The organism is Methylobacterium sp. EM32 (genome assembly GCF_040593685.1).
Lineage (GTDB): Bacteria > Pseudomonadota > Alphaproteobacteria > Rhizobiales > Beijerinckiaceae > Methylobacterium.
This window is the reverse complement of the sequence record NZ_JBEXZS010000194.1, coordinates 104,915-122,392: the sequence shown is the minus strand read 5'-3', so window position 1 is coordinate 122,392 and position 17,478 is coordinate 104,915. Positions and strand designations below refer to the sequence as shown.

The following is a 17,478-nucleotide window of genomic DNA, read 5'->3' as shown; positions in this document are numbered from 1 at the left end:
CCCGACCATGTCCGCCGCATCAAGCCGCCTCGTGCCGACGCTGACGGCCCTGCTCATCGCCGCCGCCACGCCGGCCGGCGCGCAGAGCTTCCTCGGCCGCGGCGCCCCCCAGGTCCTGTCGATGCCCGAGGCGGGCGCGCCCGAGGCCCGGCCCGAGGCGAGGTCACGTCCTGCCGCGCCCGACCGCAACCCAGTGCCGGCGGCCGCGCCGCAGCGGCCGTTCCAGGCCCTGACGACGCCCCTGCGGCTCACCGGCGAGGAGAGCGGCCTGCAATGGCCCGTCTACCTCACGGAGGGGCAGGCCCGCGAGCGGCTGCGCCTGCGCATCGGCTACCTCGCGGCGATCTCGGTGGTGCCCGACGCCTCGTTCCTCACCGCCACGATCAACGGCGTCGCCGTCGGCCGCAGCGAGATCAAGGCGCCGGGCGCGATCCGGATCATCGAGTTCGACATCCCCGCCGACCTTCTGAAGCCCGGCTACAACGCCGTCGCGATCGCCGGGGTGCAGCGGCACCGGGTCGATTGCTCGCTTGATGCCACCTACGAGCTGTGGACCCAGATCGACCCCGCCTGGACCGGCCTCGTGGCGCCGGCGGGCGGCGCGGGCGCGACCTCCCTGCGCGACCTGCCGGCCATCGCCCCCGACGGCCGGGGCATCGTGCCGGTCCGCGTCATCCTCAAGGGGCGCCCGACCTTCGCCACCTTCGAGCGCCTGATCGGCCTCGTCCAGCGGGTGGCGCTCGCCGGCGGCTTCGGCCAGGTCGCGGTGGAATTCGCGACGGAGCCCGGCGGGCCGGCCGGTCTAGACATCGTCGCCGGCCGGCCCGACGGTGACCTCGCCGCCCCCGGCGCGCAGCCGCTCGTGTTCCAGCCGGCCCAGGGCGACCGCGCCGCCCGGCTCGTCGTGACGGGCGACGAGCCGGCCGACATCGAAGCCGCCCAGAGGATCGTGGCCGGCACCGCGAACCGCGATCCGGGGGGCAGCCCGCAGGGCCTGCAGGCGCTGGCCCTATCCCGCGGCCTGCCCCTCCAGGGCGGCGAGCGCCTCCGCTTCTCCGATCTCGGCCTGCAGAACCGGGACTTCTCCGGCCGCCTGTTCCGCACCGGCTTCGAGGTGACCCTGCCGACGGATTTCGTCCCGGCGGATTACGACAAGGCCGTCCTCGAACTGTCCGGCGGCTACGCCGCGGGCCTGGAGGTCGGCGCGCAGATCGTGGTCGACGTCAACGGCCGCAACGTCGCGAGCGTGCCCCTGGCGCGTGCCGGCGGCGACGCCTTCCGGGGCGAGGCGGTCGCCCTGCCGCTGAGCCGCTGGCGCCCCGGGCGCAACCGGGTCGACATCCGCGCGCTCCTGCCGACCGGATCGGACCGGGTCTGCGAGGAGGGCACGGCGCGCCAGCGCTTCCTGCTCCTCGACCGCTCGACCCTGGTGGCCCCGCGCCTCGCCCGCGCCCTGCGCGCGCCGGACCTCGCGGCGACGCTCGGTGGCGGCCTGCCCCGGACCGCGCCGGACGCGCGTCCCCGGCTCGTCGTCCCGACGCCGGACCGCGAGTCGATGGCCGCCGCCGCGACGATCGCGGTGCAGATGGCCCTGTCCGCGAGGCGGCCGATCGACTTCGAGCTCGCCAACGACCGCATCCTGGACCGGCGCGCGCCGACCCTGGTCGTCGCCCCCGCCCGCGCCCTCGAGCCCGAGGTCCTGCGCAGCGTCGGCCTGAACCCCGACCAGATCCGCCAGATCTGGCAGGGCCGCGCCGCGGCGGCGCCCCTCGGCGAGCCGAGCCAGCGCCCGGTGGTGATGGACGGGGCGAGCATCAACCGGCTGCGCAACAACCTGCCGCCGGCCTGCGCCCTCCCGGCCGTCGGTCCGCGCCCGGCGGTCATCGCGCCCCGGCGGGCGCGGACCGACGCCGCCGAGGCGGAGGAGCGCGACTTCCCGGCCGGCTGGAACGGCGGCCTGCGGCCGCAGAGCGCCTTCGCCGACCAGGTCTCCGTCGCCGTCGCACGCCTCGGCGCGGCTCTGCGGTCGGGCCTCTCGGCGGCCTCGGCCTGGGCCGGGGACCAGGTCCGGGAGCCCGAGATCGAGGTCGGGGCGCAGGCCTCGCTGATCGTCGGGCAGGGCCTGTCCGGCAGCGATGCGGGCAGCCTCCTGACCGTGGTCACGGCCCCGAACGCCGCCAACCTGCAGGCCTCCGTGACCTGCCTCACGACCCCGTCGATCTGGAACCGGGTCGAGGGCCGCGTCGTCACCCTCGACGCCAATGACGGCACGCTTGGCATCCACGAGGCCAAGCGCGCGCGCTTCCTCGGCAGCGACCGGATGTCGTTCGAGAACCTGCGCCTCGTCGTGGCGGGCTGGTTCTCCACCAACCCGTCCGCCTACGCCCTGCTCGTCTTCGCGGCGGCGATCGGCCTCGGCCTCAGCACCTCGGCGATGCTGCGCGACGTCGGGCGCCCCAACCCGAATGCCCGCCGGCCCGGCCGCGACGCCGGCAAGGAGGAGAGCCTGTGATCGGATCGTTCTCCCGCACGCTCGCGGCGATGCTCCTTATGGCGCTGCCCTTCGGGCCGGCCGCCGCGCAGGCGCCGATGAGCCAGGGCCCGGGTGCCGCGCCGGCGGCGGAAGTCCCCGCCGCGCCGGCCTCCGCCGAGACCTCGCCGCTGCTGGGCAGCCTCGGCAACGCGGCGGCCTGGCGGAGCTACAAGGCCCGCTTCGTCACCGCGCAAGGCCGCGTCGTCGATACCGGCAACGGACGGATCAGCCACAGCGAGGGCCAGGGCTACGGCATGCTGCTCGCCGTCGCCGCCGGCGACCGCGACGCCTTCCAGCGGATCTGGGACTGGACCCGCGCCAACCTGATGGTGCGCGAGGATTCCCTCCTCGCCTGGCGCTGGGAGCCGGACAAGCGGCCCGCCATCGCCGACACGAACAACGCCACCGACGGGGACGTCCTGGTCGCCTGGGCCCTCGTCGAGGCCGCGGCGGCCTGGTCGGACGAGGGCTACCGCCTCGCCGCCCGCCGGATCGCCGTCGATATCGGCCGGCGCACGATCCTGTTCCGCGCCGAGGGCGCGCCGCTCCTGCTGCCCGCCATGAACGGCTTCTCCGCCGAGGACCGGCCCGACGGTCCGGTGGTGAACCTCTCCTACTGGATCTTCCCGGCCTTCCCGCGGCTCGCCGCCGTCGCGCCGGAATTCGAGTGGGGCCGCGTCGCGGCGGCGGGCCAGGACCTCGTCGTGCGGGCCCGGTTCGGGGACGCGCAGCTGCCGAGCGAGTGGATCGCGATGCGCGGCGGCCAGCCCCGGCCCGCCGCGGGCTTCGCGCCCCAATTCGCCTACAACGCCGTCCGGATCCCGCTCTACCTCGCGATGGCCGGGGTCACGGAGCGCCGCGCCTACCAGCCGTTCCTGGCGCTCTGGGCCGAGCCCGACCCGGCCGGGCTGCCGATCGTCGACCTCGCCGGCAACGGCGTCGCCGGGCGCCTGGCCGAGCCGGGCTACGCGATGATCCCGGCGCTCGCGGCCTGCGCGGTCTCCGGCACGCCCCTGCCGGGCGGGCTCGTCGAGCTCGCGCCGAACGAGAACTACTACCCCGCCACACTGCACCTGCTGGCCCTGACGGCCGCGAATACGAGGTACCGCGCATGTCTCGGGCGCTGACACCGCGGCTGAATGCCGGGGCGTGCCTGATCGCCCTCGCGGCCGGGCTCGGATGGGGGACACTCGGCTGGGGGACGCCGGCGGCGGCGCAGCCGGCTCCGGTCCGCACCGGCGTCCTCCAGCTCAACGAGCGCCGCGCCCCGGTCATCCTCGACACGCCCGACACCGCCGGGACCGGGGCTGAGATCGTCGACGAGAGCGCGCTGCGCTACTACGCCTCGCAGCGCCAGAGCGAGCGCGTCCAGATGGAGATCGCGCGGCTGCGCCGGCGCCACCCGGCCTGGACCGTCCCGGCCGACCTCGACACCCTGAAGCCGAGCCCGCCCGAGGAGGCCCCGATGTGGGATCTCTTCACCGCCGGCCGCTTCGACGAGCTGCGCACGGCGATCGGCGTGCGCCAGTCGATCGATCCGGGCTGGCAGCCCTCGGAGGATCTCGCCCAGAAGCTGAACCGGGGGACCCTGCGCAGCGCCGCCCGCGCGGCGGCCCGGGACGGGGACTGGGACGAGATCATCGCCCGGGTGAAGGCCTCGCCCGAGACGCTGCGCAACCTCGACATCGACATCGCCTGGACGCTCGCGGAGGCCTATGCCCGCACCGGCGACCTCGCCCGGGCGGCGGCGCTCTACCGGACGCTCCTCACCGAGCAGACCGACGCTCCCTTGCGCCTCGCCACGGTGCAGAAGGCGATGGCGGTGATGCCGATGGCGCAGGTCGAGCCGCTGCTCGCGCTCGGGCGCACGGGCGCCGACGGGAGCGACGCGTTCCAGGCCATCCGTCTGGACGTGACCCGGGCCCGCATCGTGGCGCTGCTCCACGGCGAGACCGTCGAGCGGATCGAGCCGGCCGACCTCGCTGCCCTCGCCGCCCAGGTGCGCCGGGTCGGCGAGCCGTCCCAGATCGGCCTGCTCGGCTGGTACGCCTATCACCGCCGCCAGTTCCGCGAGGCGCTGGACTGGTTCAAGGCGGCGATGGCCCGCGGCGGCGACGCGGCGATCGCTACCGGCCTCGCCCTCTCGCTGCGCGACATGGGCCAGGACCGCGAGGCCGAGGACGTCGCCTTCGCCTGGCGCGGTCCCTCCGTGACCAACCTCGCCCTCTACCTCGACATGATGGAGCGGCGCCTCGGCGAGGGACCCGCCGCGCCGGTGGAGCCCGACCGGCTCGACCGCTACGCCAAGGTCGTCCTGGCGACGAGCGCCGCGGAGGGCGCCCAGGCCCTCGGCTGGTACGCCTACAACGCCTGCCAGTTCGAGACGGCGGCCGAGTGGTTCCAGCGGGCGGTGAGCTGGCGGCCGCGGGAATCCTCGGTCCTCGGCTACGCGCTCAGCCTGTCCCGCCTGAAGCGGACCCGCGACTCCCTGGAGATCGTCAACCGCTACGACGGCCTGTTCCCGAAGGTCGTCAACTTGGTCTTCGCGGAGCCCGACCCGCAGGCGCGGGAGACGGGCCCTTGCGGCCCGGCGCCGGCGGTCCAGCAGGTCGTTGCAGCGCCCCGCCCGGTGCCCAAGCCCCGCGCGGCGGCCGCCATCCGCGCCAGGCCGCCGGCGGTCGCCCGCGGCGAGTTCCCCATCGCCGTGGCCGCGGACAACCCGCTGCGGCTCGGCGAGGGGTCGCAGCGGCTCGCCCGCCCGCGCGACGGCGAGTACCTGCGCGAGACGCAAGGCGCACCGCCGCTCGTCGCCCGGCGGGTCGTGGGCGTGGGGGCGATGCCCTACGAGCAGTACGGCTTCAGCCTCCTGCCGGGCTGGAACGGCATCGACCGGGCGAGCCTCCAGGCCGGCCCGCCGGCCCCGGCGATCGGGACGCTCGCGCAGGCCGATCTGGGCGCCCTCGTCGGCGCGCCCCGGCCGATCCAGCCGCGCGACGGCGACCGGTTCGGGCCCTTCGACACCGCCGGGCTCGGCCGCAACGACACCAGGATGCCGGGACAGGACCGATGATCCGATCGACCTCCCTCTTCGCCGAAAGCCGCGGACCGTCCCGGGCGGGGACGCTCCTGCGGGGCGCTTGCGTGCTCCTCGGCCTCGGCCTGCTCGGCGCCTGCCAGACCGCCGCCGCCCGCCGGACCGGACCGCATTTCGAGGCCGCCTTCACCTCCGCCGATCAGGGCCGCGACGCGCCCCTCGTCAGCCTGCCGAACCGCGGCCCGGTCGCCTCCGTCCAGGAGACGCGCACGAGCGCGGGCCTCCGGCAGCGGATCGTGCTCGGGCAATCCCGCGGCCGGATCGACCTGGTGCTCCAGTCGGGCCGCGCCTGGGACGATTCGCAGGTGCAGAAGCCGAGCCGCGGCGGCATCGCCGCCGAACTCGCGACCCTCGAGGACGGCAACCTCTACCGCATCGTCCGGCGTCCCGTGCACAACGCCTATGGCCGCCTCGGCGTCGCCGTCAGCGACCGCTGCGCCTATGCGTGGCAATGGATCGACGCGCTCCAGAGGGTGGAGCTGGGTCGCGGTGCGATCGTCGGCCCCATCACGGCGTCGCTGCGCGTGCAGCACTGCTATCGCCGGGCCACTCCGGCCGAGGTGCTCCTCGCCGACCTCTCCGGCTTGCGGATCGGCGCGGTCCCGGGCTCGACCACGGTGGCTCGCGCAAGCCATCCCAGGAGAGCGAGGCCGGTGCCCCCGGCGGTCGAGCCGGCGAGCCCCGCCGCCGTGGAGCGATCGGCGGCCGTCCCGCCGCCAAGCCCGGGCGTGATGGTCAATGCCAGCCGCACCCTCGTGATGGCTCCCCCAACACCGGCCCCCCAGACCACCGCAGCGCCCGCCTACCTCGTGCCAATCGATCCCGCTCCGTCCGGCCGCGCGATCCCGGCGATTCCGCGGCCGACGGGCAACGGCCTCGACCGCGCACGCTACCTGACCGACGCCCTTCCGACGGGGGGGCGCTCAGGCGGGGCATCCGCGGCAGGCGCTCCGAATTCTGCCGGCGTGACCCGTGGCTCGGCGAACGCGAATCCGCCGCCTTACGGCTGGTGATCGGTGCACCGGTGCCCGAACTCGCCGGTGCCCGAACTCGCCGATGTCGATGGGGGCCTTCGCCGAGCAGTATCGCTGGCGGGCGGGCATCGAAGGAACGCTGTTGCTGCGCGTGCGGACCCGACCTCCGACAAACCCGGAGCGGTTCACCCTGCGGGAACCCGGAGCGGATCAACTCAGCCGGAGGTCGCGCCTCAAGCTGTGCGACGGCGCGATCGCCCGAGGCTCTGCCAGGCCGGCACCAGAACGAAGCCGGTGATCGGGATCAGGAGGCCGCCGACAGCCAGACCGACGAGCCCTGAAGCCGTGGCCGTGACCAGCCACTCCACCAACCCCCCGGCCGCCGGAAGCAGCGCCGCGATGTGCGTGGCTGCGCCGTGGATCGCATGGGCCGGACCCGACAGGCCGTAGCCCTCCAATCCATGGATCAGGATGCCGCCGCCCACCCAGATCATCGCGGCCGTGCCGACGACGCCCAGCAGCTTGAGCAGACCGGGCATGCCCTTGACCACGGCGCGTCCGACGCCCCGGCTGAGGCGTCCGAGAGGGGAGGGCGAGGCATTGCCGGACAGGGCGAGGCCCGCATCGTCGGCCTTCACGATCAGGGCGACGGCGCCGTAGACGGCCGCTGTGATGCCCACGGCCACGATCGCCAGAACGGCGGCCCGCATCCAGAAGCTCCCCTCCGGGATGGCGGCGAGGGTGATCGCCATGATCTCCGCGGAGAGGATGAAGTCGGTCTTGATCGCGCTCGCGACGCGTCGGTCTTCCAGCGTCCGGTCTTCCCCTGTGCCGGCTCCGAGTTGCTCCTCGTGGGCATGAGCCTGGTGGGGGACGAGGGCCTCGTAGACCTTCTCGGTGCCCTCATAGCAGAGATAGGCGCCGCCCAGCATCAGCAGCGGGGTGATCGCCCAGGGAGCCACGGCGCTGAGCGCGAGCGCGCCCGGCAGCAGGATCAAGAGCTTGTTGCGCAGGGAGCCCGCCGCGATCCGACCGACGATGGGCAGTTCCCGGTCGGCCGCGAAGCCGACGACGTAGCGCGGCGTGACCGCGGCATCGTCGATGACGACCCCGGCGGCCTTGGCGCCCGCCTTGCTGGCCTGCCCGGCGATGTCGTCGAGGGAGGCCGCGGCCGCTTTGGTGAGGGCTGCGACATCGTCCAGCAGGGCGATCAGTCCGATGCTCACAGATGCTCCGTGGCGTGAGGGCGTCGATGAGATGACGCGCGAGAGCATCGTTTAATCCGGAATGTCCGGAACGGCGACGCTGGACGAGGGCGGAAGCGGCGCATCGGCGACGATGACGGGCCCGGGATCGACCCCGCCGGACCTTCCGAGCCTCCCGTGCGATCCGCGCCGCGGCCCCGAGGGGACACTCGAACCGCCACCACGGAACGACCGTATGAGATGGATCGCAGCCACCGGCCCTGGAACCCGGGAGCGGGGCGCCCTGTTCGACGCTGCTCCTCGGGGCGAACGGGGCTGTTCGCGGCCTCGAGGCTCCATCCTCTTCAAAGTTGGAGCCTCCGGGAAGCACGGGGCGGTTCACGCCCGCGGTTTACGGCAGGCCCGGCGGGCGGCGGGTGTGCCAGTCCGTCACCTGCTGGAAGGCGTGCCCGGCCTGGCAGAGCAGGGCCTCGGACAGGGGGCGGCCGGCCAGCTGGACGCTGAGCGGCAATCCGGCCGCGTCGATCCCGGCCGGCAGCGTGATGGTCGGCGTCCCGGAGAAGTTGAACGGCGCCGTGAAGCGCAGGATGCGCAGCAGGACCTCCGGATCCTGCCCGTACTCGCTCATCCGGGACAGGCTCGGGATCGGCACCGGCATGGTCGGCACCAGGATCAGGTCGACCTCCTCGAAGAGGGCGGCGAGCGCGCCGGCGAAGGCCAGCCGCTCGTGGAAGATGGCGCCGAGCTCCGCGCCGGTGACGCTCCGTCCCTGGTCGATGAGGGCTGCGAGATCCGGGCCGTAGGCGTCCCGGTGAAGCGGGTAGCTGTCCTGGTGGGCGAGCGCCGTCTCCACCGAGCAGAACGGGATCCAGCCGCGGACCAGCCGGTCGGTCGGCGGAAAGGCGATCTCGCGGATGCGGGCGCCGCACGCGCGCAACACCGCCTCGACCGCGTCGAGGGCCGCGACGACCTCCGGGTCGATCCCCTCCGACACGAAGCGGCGGTCTATGCCGACCGTGATCCCGCGGATCGGCCGGCCGACGGCGTCGAGATAGGAATCCACGGGAGCCTGGAGGGCGGTCGGGTCGGCCGGGTCGGCTCCCGCGATCACGCCGAGCACCGCCGCAGCGTCGGCCGCCGAGCGGGCCATCGGGCCGACATGGTCGAGCGATGCCGCCAGCGGGAAGATGCCGTGGCGGCTCACCCGGCCCCAGGTCGGCTTGAGGCCGGTCAGCCCGCAGGTGGCGGAGGGGAACCGGATCGACCCGCCGGTATCCGAGCCGAGGGAGGCGTAGCACAGCCGTGCCGCCGTGGCGGCCCCCGACCCGGTGGACGAGGAGCCGACCCAGTGGTCGCGGCTCCACGGATTGAGCGGGCCGGGATTGTCCGGGTGGTGGCTGGTATAGGCCCCCTCGGTCATCGACAGCTTGCCGAGGATCACCGCCCCGCCCTGCTCGAGACGCGCGACGACGGTCGCGTCGGCCGCCGGGACGTGATCCCGGCGCAGGGTCCCGCCGGCCGCCGTCGGCGCGAAGGTCGTGTCGCAGAGGTCCTTGACCGCCACGGGCACGCCGTGGAGCGGCCCCCGGCTGATCCCTGAGGCCGTCTCGCGGTCCGCCCGCTCGGCGCGCGCGAGGGCATGGTCGCGCGTCACCGTCGCGTAGCTGCGATAGCGGCCGTCGAGGGCGGCGATCCTGTCGAGCTGCGCCTGCGTGACCGCGAGCGACGTGACCTCGCGCCGGCGGATCCGCTCGGCGATCGAGAGAAGCGTCTCGTCGTGAAGGGGTGTTGGCATGGCGTCCTCCCGCTCGTTCGTATCCGGCCTCGGTCGCTGGCCCGCGCCGACGGTCCCGGTTCTTCGTCGGCGCTGCGGACGGGAAGCGTCCGCGGGATCGGGCGGGGAGCGACCCCCCGGAGGGATCGTCCCGTCAAATCAGCAGGTGCCGGCGCACGGTGTCGGCCGTGAGGGCGTCGCGGCCGAGATCGGCCGTCACCCGGCCCTTCTCCATGACGTAGCAGCGCTCGGCGACCGACAGAATCGTGTCGAGGTTCTGCTCCACGAAGACGATCGTGGTGCCGAGCTCGTCCCGGACCGCGCGCAGGACCCGGCCGATCATCTGGACGATCGACGGCTGCACGCCTTCCGACGGCTCGTCGAGGAGCATCAGGGTCGGGTTCCCGACCAGTGCCCGCCCGATGGCGAGCTGCTGCTGCTCGCCGCCCGACATCGTGCCGGCGAGCTGCCCGCGGCGCTCGGCCAGCCGCGGGAAGTAGCCGTAGACGAGGTCGGTGAGCTTGCGCCCGGCCGGGCCGCCGATGAGCAGGCCCACGGCGAGGTTCTCGGCGACCGTGAGGCGCGGGAACACGTCGCGCCCCTGCGGGATGTAGCCGACCCCGAGGCGCGCCCTCGCCTCGGCCGGCAACCCGGCGAGGTCCCGCCCGTCGAGCCGGATCATGCCCTGCGAGGCCCGGATCAGCCCGATCAGGCAGCGCATCGTCGTCGTCTTGCCGACGCCGTTGCGCCCGATGATGCTGACGATCTCGCCGCGGCCCACCGCGAGATCGACGCCCTGCAGGATCGGCGTGCCGCCGTAATGGGCCCAGAGTCCGGAGACCTGCAGCAGCGCCTCACCGCCCATGCGGCTCCTCCGATTCCTGATGCCCGAGATAGATCTCGGCGACCCGCGGATCCGCCACGACCTCGGCGAGCGCGCCGCGCGCGAAGGTGCGGCCGAGATGGAGGACGGTGACGCGCTGGGCCACCTGCCGGATGAACGCCATGTCGTGCTCCACCACCAGAACGGTCATGCCACCCCGGTTGAGCGACTGGATCAGCTCGCCGGTGCGGTGCGTCTCCTCGGGCGAGAGGCCCGCCGTCGGCTCGTCGAGGAGCAGCAGGGCCGGATCGAGCGCCAGCGCCATGCCGATCTCCAGCCATTGCTGCTGGCCGTGGGCCAGCAGGCCGGCGGGCTTGGCCGCCTCCGCGGCGAGGCCGAGCAGGGTGAGGAGTCGCTCCTCCTCGCGGGCCAGCGCTGGCCCGGCATGGCGGTGCTGGAGCGCCACGTGGATGTTCTGGCGGACCGGAAGTTCCTTGAACACCCGCGGCGCCTGCATCTTGATGCTCATGCCCCGGTTGACCCGCGCGAAGGGCTTTTCGCGGGTCACTGTCGCCCCCTGGAACCGGATCTCGCCGGCGCTGGGCTGGTAGGTACCGACGATGAGCTTGAACAGGGTGCTCTTGCCCGCGCCGTTCGGGCCGATCAGGCAGTGGATCTCCCCCGCCTCGACGGCGAGGTCGACATCGGCGACGGCGGTCAGGCCGCCGAAGCGCTTGGTGACGCCCTGCAGCTCCAGGATCGGCATCGCCTAGACCTCGTTCGGGCGGGCGGAGGGCAGCGCGCGCGAGGCCCGGCCCGTCATCGGCTTGCGGCGGAGCAGCTCGACGAGGCCGAGGATCAGGCCCTGCGGCGCCAGCATGACGGTGCCGAGCAGCAGCCCGCCCATGAGCACCAGGGCGAGCTGCTGGCTGTAGACCGTGAGGGTCTGGAAGCCGAACAGGAGCAGGAACGAGCCGACCAGCGTCGCGGTCACGTCGCTGCGTCCGGAGAACGCCACCCAGATGATCGGCATGGCGGCGGCCGGCAGGCCGATGCTCGACGGGGTGATGAACTGGCCCCAGGCGGTGTAGAGCCCGCCGCTCAGGCCGGCGAGCCCGCTGCCGAGGGCGAAGGTGGCGAGCTGGTACTTGCGGGCGTCGTAGCCGAGCAGCTCGGCGCGCTGCGCATCCTCGCGGATCGCCACCAGGGTGTGGCCGAAGCGGGAATTGAGCAGCAGGCGCAGCCCGAGATAGACCGCGACGAGCAGCGCCAGGAGGCCGTAATAGAGCAGCGTGCCCTCCAGGACGAGGTCCTCGCCGTCCCAGGGCAGCGTCAGCGGGTCCATGCCCTTCATGCCGTTGAAGCCGTTGAGCCGCGCCGTCCCGATGCGCCATTCCGGCCCGGCGGTCTGGCCGAGGAAGAAGGCGAGGACCAGGGTGGCCGACAGCGTCACGATGCCGAAGAACACCCCGCCGACGCCGCCCCAGATCATGAAGTAGCCGAGCACCAGGGCCGCCAGCATCGCCAGCACCACGGCGAGGGCGAGGGCCGCGAAGGTCGCGCCGCCTCCGCCGAGATTGATCGCGAGCACCCCGTAGCCGTAGCCGCCGATGCCGAAGAAGAAGGTCTGCCCGAAGGACAGCATCCCGCCGTAGCCCCACATCAGGCCGAGACCCAGCGCCATGAACAGCCAGATCAGGAAGTAGGCGAAATTGCCGACGTCGTACGAATCGGCGAAGGCCGGGTAGACGAGGGCGGCCGCGAGTACGGCGGCGGCGGCGCCCCAGAAGGCCCTGCCGCGCCCGAAGGTCTGCGGTCCGTTGAGGAGGTGCAGCATCGCGGCTCCCGATCACCAGAGCATCTGTCGACGAACGGGCTACCGGTTCGTCGAAGGTATGCAGGAAATTCAAAGACTAGAGCGCTTCGCGATTGCCGCGCGATCGTGAAGCGCTCTAGCCGGCGCGCCGGACCAGGAGGCTCGACAGCCCCTCCGGCAGGACGCGGATGATGAGGATGACGGCGACCAGCATGCCGATCTGGCCGATGATCTGGCCGTAGGCGGCGTTGAGCCCCATGCGGATGGCCGCCAGGAGAACGCCGGCCGGGGCGGTGCCGAGCAGGACGTTGGCCCCGCCCACCACCACGGTGACGAAGCTCTCGACCACGAAGGTCGCCCCCATGGTGGGGATCAGCGTCATCGTGGGGGCGTAGAGCGCGCCGCAGAACCCGGCGAGGGCCGCGCCGAACCCGAAGCTGATCGCGTAGACGCGGCCGACCCGCACCCCGAGCGCCCGCGCCATGTCGGCGTTCTGCATCGTCGCCCGGGCATGGACCCCGAAGCGGGTGCGCATGAACACCACGTAGATCGCGCCCAAGACGGCGAGCGCGCCGCCGAACAGGACGAGGCGGTAGGTCGAGAAGGTGTAGGGGCCGACCGCGAAGCTGCCCGGCGGGGTGCCGATCCCCGGCATCGACGAGCCGAGCACGAGGAGCAGCCCCTGGGTGACGATCAGGCTCAGGCCCCAGGTCGCGAGCAGCGAGTCGAGGGGGCGGCGGTAGAGCTTGCGCACGATGGCGATCTCGACGGCGACGCCGACGAGGCCCGCGACGGCGGTGGCGCAGGCCTGGGCCAGCGGCAGCGGCACGCCCGCATGGGCGAGCGCCACCGTGACGTAGGCGCCGCACATGATGAATTCGCCATGCGCCATGTTGATGACGCCCATCATGCCGAAGACGATGGCCAAGCCCGCCGCCGACAGGATCAGAAATGCGAAAACGTCGGCGAACTGGTAAAAGAGCGAGAACAGTTCCGCGATCACGCTGGTTCTCTCTAAGCTTGTTTGACGCGCGAGGATTGCGTCGTGAGACGCTTTTACATCCCACCCACAACCTCATCCTGAGGTGCCGCGTAGCGGCCTCGAAGGAGGCCTCCAGTTCTCTCATAGTCTTCTGGAGGCCTCCTTCGAGGCCTTCGCTGCGCTCCGGCACCTCAGGATGAGGGTGTGGATGGGATAAGTGACTGCCGACCGGTCAAACAGTCTCTCAGGTCCGGGCCTCGGGAGCCGGTGGCGAGTAGAGTTATTTTTTCGGCAGATTGTCCGGCGTGTATTGTTCCTTGTCGTTCTTTTTGGTGAGATCGCAGCCGATCTCGCCGAGCCAGTAGGGCTGGATCGTGCCGTAATCCTTGTCGACCGTGACCTCGTGCTTCGGCCCGACCGAGACGAGGCGCATGTGGTGCGAGGTGTGCTGGCTCTTGGGATCGATGCAGACCTTGCCCTCGGGCGCCTCGATGCAGGCGTCGCCCGCCGCCATGACCTTGCGCAGGTCGTCGAGCTTCAGCGATTTCGCCCGCTCGGCCAGCATCCGGTACATGAAGAGGCCGGCATAGGCGTTGTAGCCCATGTCGTTGATGTAGGTCTCGTTCGGGAACTTGGCCTTCCACCGCGCCTTGAAATCATTGGCTGCGGGCGTGTCGAGCTCTTCGAACCAGTTCGCCGTGGCGTGCATGTTGTTGAGGGCCGGCGGCGCGAAGCGCTTGTGCTCGAAACCGAGCATGATCTTGATCGAGGAGCCCATCGGCAGATTGAGCTTGGCGGCGGCGGCCTGCTCGAAGAACGAATCCTGTGCCGCCCCGACATTGATCGTCAGCAGCCAGTCGGGTTTGGCCTTCTGGATGTTCTGGATGGTCTGGGCGAACTGCGACACGCCGAGCGGGATGAACTCCTCGCCGACGACCTCGCCGCCGAGCTTCTTCATCAGCGTGCGGTTCCACTCGGCCGAGATCTGGCCGAAATTGTAGTCCGCGGCGATGACGTAGACCTTCTTGCCGAACTTCTCGACCATCCACGGGATCAGGGTCGAGAATTGCTGCTCGGGCACCGCCCCCATGCTGACCATGTTGGCGTCGCAGACGCCGCCCTCGTACTGGTTGGTGTAGAAGTACGGGACCTTGGTGCGGTTGACGACGGGCCGCAGGGCCTCGCGCGACGCGGAGGTGATGCCGCCGAACAGCACGTCCACCTTGTCGCGGTTGAGCAGCCGGCGCCCGAATTCCTGGTAGCGGGCATTGTCGCCCTGCGGGTCGAGGTGGATCAGCTCCAGCGGGCGGCCGAGGACGCCGCCCGCCTTGTTGATCTCCTCGACGGCGAGCTGCGCGCCGTGGAGCTTCGGCAGGCCGATCACCGCGAGGTCGCCGGAGATGTCCTCCAGGAGCCCGACCTTGATCGGGTCGGCGGCCCGGACCGGCCCGGCGAGCAGCAGCAGGGCGGCCGTGCCGGCGAGAAGGGAACGAAGGAACGGCATGCGCGATCGGGCCTCGCTGAGAAGGGAATGAAGGGAGGTCTCGGCTGCGACGGGCTTGGTTCGAAGGCGGGCTTGAGCCGAAGCCTCCCGGCGCACCTCCGGGGTCGGCCGCGTCCGCGCCCGTCGCCGGCCCGGGTCAGGGCGTCAGGTAGCGTTTCAGGATCGAGGCCCCCATCGTGAATTTGGGGTCGACCATGTTGCCCAGGCGCATCCGCCCGGCCTGGCTCAGGAGCATGTAGGCGTCGATCTCGTCGAAGCCGTACTCGCTGCTCATCCAGCGCACGAGCTCGCGATAGGCGATGCGGGCGGCGTCCTCCAGCGGGCGGGCGCTGCCGATGGTCATGATGAAGTCCCGCGTCTCCAGCCGCGGCCAGGGGAAGCTCCATCCCTTGATCAGGTCGATCTGGAGCGTCGCGGTCGCGCGCTGCTCGATGGCGACGCCCGATAATTCCCCGTCGCCCTGGGTGGCGTGGCAATCGCCGACATAGAGATAGCCGCCCGGGGTATGGACCGGCAGGTAGATGACGGCGCCGGGCGCGACGTCCGGCAGGTCCATGTTGCCGCCGTGATAATCGGGCTGGAGCGAGGAGATCGCCTCGATCTCCGGCGACACCCCGATGGTGCCGATGAACGGCTCGTAGGGCAGGGTGATCCTGTCGCTCCAGCGCACGCCGTCGCGGTCGACATGCATCTTGCGCACCCGCTCGGGCAGCGGCGGGTTGAGGAGGTTGCCGTTGCCCACCAGGCCGCCGAATTCCGGCATGATGCAGGTGGTGCCGGCGGGCTGCGCCCCCCGCGCCTCCACGTCGTGGATGTAGACAGCGAGGCAGTCGCCCTTCTCGGCGCCCTCGACGACGATCGGGCCGCTCTGCGGGTTCAGGTACGGGAAGTTCAGGAGCTGGGTCGGGCGGTCGCTCTCGCGGGTGATGACGCCGCCGAAGGCGTCCTCGGTCTCCACCGCCACCACGTCGCCGGGCGCGATGGTGAGGGTGGGCTTGGCATAGGGGCCGTAGACGTAGTGGAAGCCCCCTTGCGCCGCCACCGTCAGGGCGTGGCGGGCGCCCGCCCGGCCCCCGCCCACGCCCCGGCGGGCCATGATCGAACCGCCGAGCCAGGCGTCGAGATCCTGCGTCATGCCGCGCTCCTTGAGAGAGTCGGGTGGCGACGGTGCCAGTCGGTGGCACCCTGGAAGGCGTGGCCGGCCCGCACCAGGGCGGCCTCGCCGAAATGCGGGCCGACAAGCTGGAAGGCGACCGGCGCCCCCGCCGCGGTGAAGCCGCCCGGAAGCGTGATGGTGGGGCTGCCGGTCATGTCGAACGGGCAGGTGAAGCGCAGAAGCCCGTTCATCAGGCCGGCATCCTCGCCGAGCGTCGCCATCTTGGCGAGCGTCGGGCCGGCGAAGGCCTGGACCGGCACCGCCAGCAGGTCGACCTCCTCGAACAGCGCCCGCACGCGGCCGCGGAACGCCTCCCGCCGCAGGATGATCTTCTGGTAGTCCCGACCGGATTGCGCCCGCCCGAGCTCGATGAGCCCGGCCAGGGCCGGCCCGTACTCGTCCTTGCGCGCCGGATAGGTCGCCTCGTGCGCCACCGCGGTCTCGATCCCGCAGAGCGGGAACCAGTCGCGGATGACGTCGTCCGGATCGGGGAAGCGGACCGGAACGATGTTGGCGCCGAGCCCGGTGAGCACGTCGATCGCCGCCTGCGTCACCGCGTGGGCGACCGGATCGACGTCGCGGCCGATCCAGTCGGCGTCGACGCCGAGGCGCAGGCCCGCGACGCCGCCATCGAGGGCAGCGGCGAAGTCCGGCACAGGCAGCGGGACAGCGGTCGGATCGTCGGGATCGGCGCCCGCGATCACGCCCAGGATCGCGCCGCAATCGGCGGCGCTGCGGGCCATCGGGCCGATATGGTCGAGGGTGGCGGCGAGCTCGAACACGCCGTAGCGGCTGACCCGGCCCCAGGTCGGCTTGAGGCCGGTGACGCCGTTGGCGGCCGAGGGAAAGCGGATCGAGCCGCCGGTATCCGAGCCGAGGGAACCGTAGCACAGGCCGGCAGCCGTCGCGACGCCCGAGCCGCTCGACGACGCCCCGGACCAGAACTCCGCCCCCCAGGGGTTGCGCGGCGGCGTGATCGCCGGATGGTGGTCGGCATAGGCGCCCTCCGTGAGCTGGAGCTTGCCCAGGATGACGGCACCGGCGGCGCGCAGGCGCTTGACCACCGTCGCGTCCTCGCCGGGCCGGTTGTCGCGGTAGATCGTCATCCCGGCGGCGGTGGGGGCGTCGGTCGTCCAGCACAGGTCCTTCACCGCGATGGGCACGCCGTGGAGGGGCCCGCGATTGCGGCCGGATGCCAGCTCCGCATCGGCGGTGCGGGCGGCCGCGAGCGCGCTCTCGGCCATGACGCAGGCGTAAGCCCCGAGCTGCCCGTCGAGGCGCCGGATGCGGTCGAGCTGGGCTTCCGTCGCCTCGACGGACGAGACCTGCCGCGCGGCGATCCGCCGGCTGATCTCGAGAAGCTCGCAGTCATGCAGGTCTGCGTCGGACACGGCGTCTCTCCCCTCGGCATGCGGCGCGGCGCGTCCCAGCCTGCGGCCTCGCGCAAGACGACGCGATGGTGGCCGTATCGGCCAACGACGAAAGCCACCCGGGGCCGATGAGAGGCCTCGAATGGCAACATTGCCGCTGTATCGTGTTAGGCGCGCGCAGGATCGGACCGGAAAATCCGTTTTGACGACGCTTTCCTCAGACGAGGCTGGCTGAGGAAAGACTTTC

At 72.2% G+C, this 17,478-nt stretch carries 13 protein-coding genes; 4 read left to right on the top strand and 9 right to left on the bottom strand.

The features are described 5' to 3' along the window. Positions 1 to 7: 7 nt before the first annotated feature. The 4 genes from ABZT49_RS25980 to bcsN are packed head-to-tail and all read left to right on the top strand — an operon-like array spanning position 8 to position 6,640. Positions 8 to 2,512: a cellulose biosynthesis cyclic di-GMP-binding regulatory protein BcsB gene (locus tag ABZT49_RS25980; protein WP_355290344.1), complete on the top strand. Its 2,505-nt coding sequence runs from the start codon at positions 8 to 10 to the stop codon at positions 2,510 to 2,512. Positions 2,513 to 2,541: 29 nt separating this feature from the next. After that, entirely contained in the window at positions 2,542 to 3,660 is a 1,119-nt protein-coding gene (locus ABZT49_RS25975) for a glycosyl hydrolase family 8 (RefSeq protein WP_407943572.1), read from the top strand. Continuing rightward, positions 3,645 to 5,603: a hypothetical protein gene (locus ABZT49_RS25970; protein ID WP_355290342.1), complete on the top strand. Its 1,959-nt coding sequence runs from the start codon at positions 3,645 to 3,647 to the stop codon at positions 5,601 to 5,603. Before ABZT49_RS25975 ends, ABZT49_RS25970 begins: the two co-directional genes overlap by 16 nt. Continuing rightward, positions 5,600 to 6,640: a cellulose biosynthesis protein BcsN gene (gene bcsN, locus ABZT49_RS25965; protein WP_355290340.1), complete on the top strand. Its 1,041-nt coding sequence runs from the start codon at positions 5,600 to 5,602 to the stop codon at positions 6,638 to 6,640. Before ABZT49_RS25970 ends, bcsN begins: the two co-directional genes overlap by 4 nt. Positions 6,641 to 6,834: 194 nt before the next feature. Here the strand turns inward: bcsN and ABZT49_RS25960 are convergent, their stop codons facing one another. From ABZT49_RS25960 to ABZT49_RS25920, 9 genes are all read right to left on the bottom strand, one after another. Further along, positions 6,835 to 7,827: a DUF808 domain-containing protein gene (locus ABZT49_RS25960; protein ID WP_355290368.1), complete on the bottom strand. Its 993-nt coding sequence runs from the start codon at positions 7,825 to 7,827 to the stop codon at positions 6,835 to 6,837. A gap of 370 nt (positions 7,828 to 8,197) precedes the next feature. Beyond that, positions 8,198 to 9,601, bottom strand: coding sequence for an amidase (locus ABZT49_RS25955; protein WP_355290338.1), 1,404 nt, complete (start codon positions 9,599 to 9,601; stop codon positions 8,198 to 8,200). A gap of 133 nt (positions 9,602 to 9,734) precedes the next feature. Continuing rightward, positions 9,735 to 10,445, bottom strand: coding sequence for an ABC transporter ATP-binding protein (locus ABZT49_RS25950; protein WP_355290336.1), 711 nt, complete (start codon positions 10,443 to 10,445; stop codon positions 9,735 to 9,737). Then, entirely contained in the window at positions 10,435 to 11,169 is a 735-nt protein-coding gene (locus ABZT49_RS25945) for an ABC transporter ATP-binding protein (protein ID WP_093565249.1), read from the bottom strand. Before ABZT49_RS25945 ends, ABZT49_RS25950 begins: the two co-directional genes overlap by 11 nt. A gap of 3 nt (positions 11,170 to 11,172) precedes the next feature. Next, positions 11,173 to 12,240, bottom strand: a complete 1,068-nt coding sequence (locus ABZT49_RS25940; RefSeq protein ID WP_355290334.1) for an ABC transporter permease subunit — start codon at positions 12,238 to 12,240, stop codon at positions 11,173 to 11,175. A 115-nt stretch (positions 12,241 to 12,355) separates the two neighbouring features. After that, a complete protein-coding gene (locus ABZT49_RS25935) occupies positions 12,356 to 13,222 on the bottom strand; it encodes an ABC transporter permease subunit (protein ID WP_093565245.1) in 867 nt (288 codons plus the stop codon). 259 nt (positions 13,223 to 13,481) lie between these two features. Beyond that, complete coding sequence (locus tag ABZT49_RS25930) at positions 13,482 to 14,705, bottom strand: urea ABC transporter substrate-binding protein (RefSeq protein ID WP_355290332.1); 1,224 nt, start codon at positions 14,703 to 14,705, stop codon at positions 13,482 to 13,484. A 136-nt stretch (positions 14,706 to 14,841) separates the two neighbouring features. Then, positions 14,842 to 15,840: an acetamidase/formamidase family protein gene (locus tag ABZT49_RS25925; RefSeq protein WP_355290330.1), complete on the bottom strand. Its 999-nt coding sequence runs from the start codon at positions 15,838 to 15,840 to the stop codon at positions 14,842 to 14,844. Continuing rightward, complete coding sequence (locus ABZT49_RS25920) at positions 15,837 to 17,252, bottom strand: amidase (protein ID WP_355290329.1); 1,416 nt, start codon at positions 17,250 to 17,252, stop codon at positions 15,837 to 15,839. Before ABZT49_RS25920 ends, ABZT49_RS25925 begins: the two co-directional genes overlap by 4 nt. Positions 17,253 to 17,478 lie beyond the last annotated feature (226 nt).

What these genes read in the sequence shown, in the direction of transcription:
- ABZT49_RS25980 (WP_355290344.1), top strand. Translation starts at nt 8, where the DNA reads ATGTCCGCCGCATCAAGCCGCCTCGTGCCGACGCTGACGGCCCTGCTC.
- ABZT49_RS25975 (WP_407943572.1), top strand. Translation starts at nt 2,542, where the DNA reads ATGCTCCTTATGGCGCTGCCCTTCGGGCCGGCCGCCGCGCAGGCGCCG.
- ABZT49_RS25970 (WP_355290342.1), top strand. Translation starts at nt 3,645, where the DNA reads ATGTCTCGGGCGCTGACACCGCGGCTGAATGCCGGGGCGTGCCTGATC.
- bcsN (WP_355290340.1), top strand. Translation starts at nt 5,600, where the DNA reads ATGATCCGATCGACCTCCCTCTTCGCCGAAAGCCGCGGACCGTCCCGG.
- ABZT49_RS25955 (WP_355290338.1), bottom strand. Translation starts at nt 9,601, where the DNA reads ATGCCAACACCCCTTCACGACGAGACGCTTCTCTCGATCGCCGAGCGG.
- ABZT49_RS25950 (WP_355290336.1), bottom strand. Translation starts at nt 10,445, where the DNA reads ATGGGCGGTGAGGCGCTGCTGCAGGTCTCCGGACTCTGGGCCCATTAC.
- ABZT49_RS25945 (WP_093565249.1), bottom strand. Translation starts at nt 11,169, where the DNA reads ATGCCGATCCTGGAGCTGCAGGGCGTCACCAAGCGCTTCGGCGGCCTG.
- ABZT49_RS25940 (WP_355290334.1), bottom strand. Translation starts at nt 12,240, where the DNA reads ATGCTGCACCTCCTCAACGGACCGCAGACCTTCGGGCGCGGCAGGGCC.
- ABZT49_RS25930 (WP_355290332.1), bottom strand. Translation starts at nt 14,705, where the DNA reads ATGCCGTTCCTTCGTTCCCTTCTCGCCGGCACGGCCGCCCTGCTGCTG.
- ABZT49_RS25925 (WP_355290330.1), bottom strand. Translation starts at nt 15,840, where the DNA reads ATGACGCAGGATCTCGACGCCTGGCTCGGCGGTTCGATCATGGCCCGC.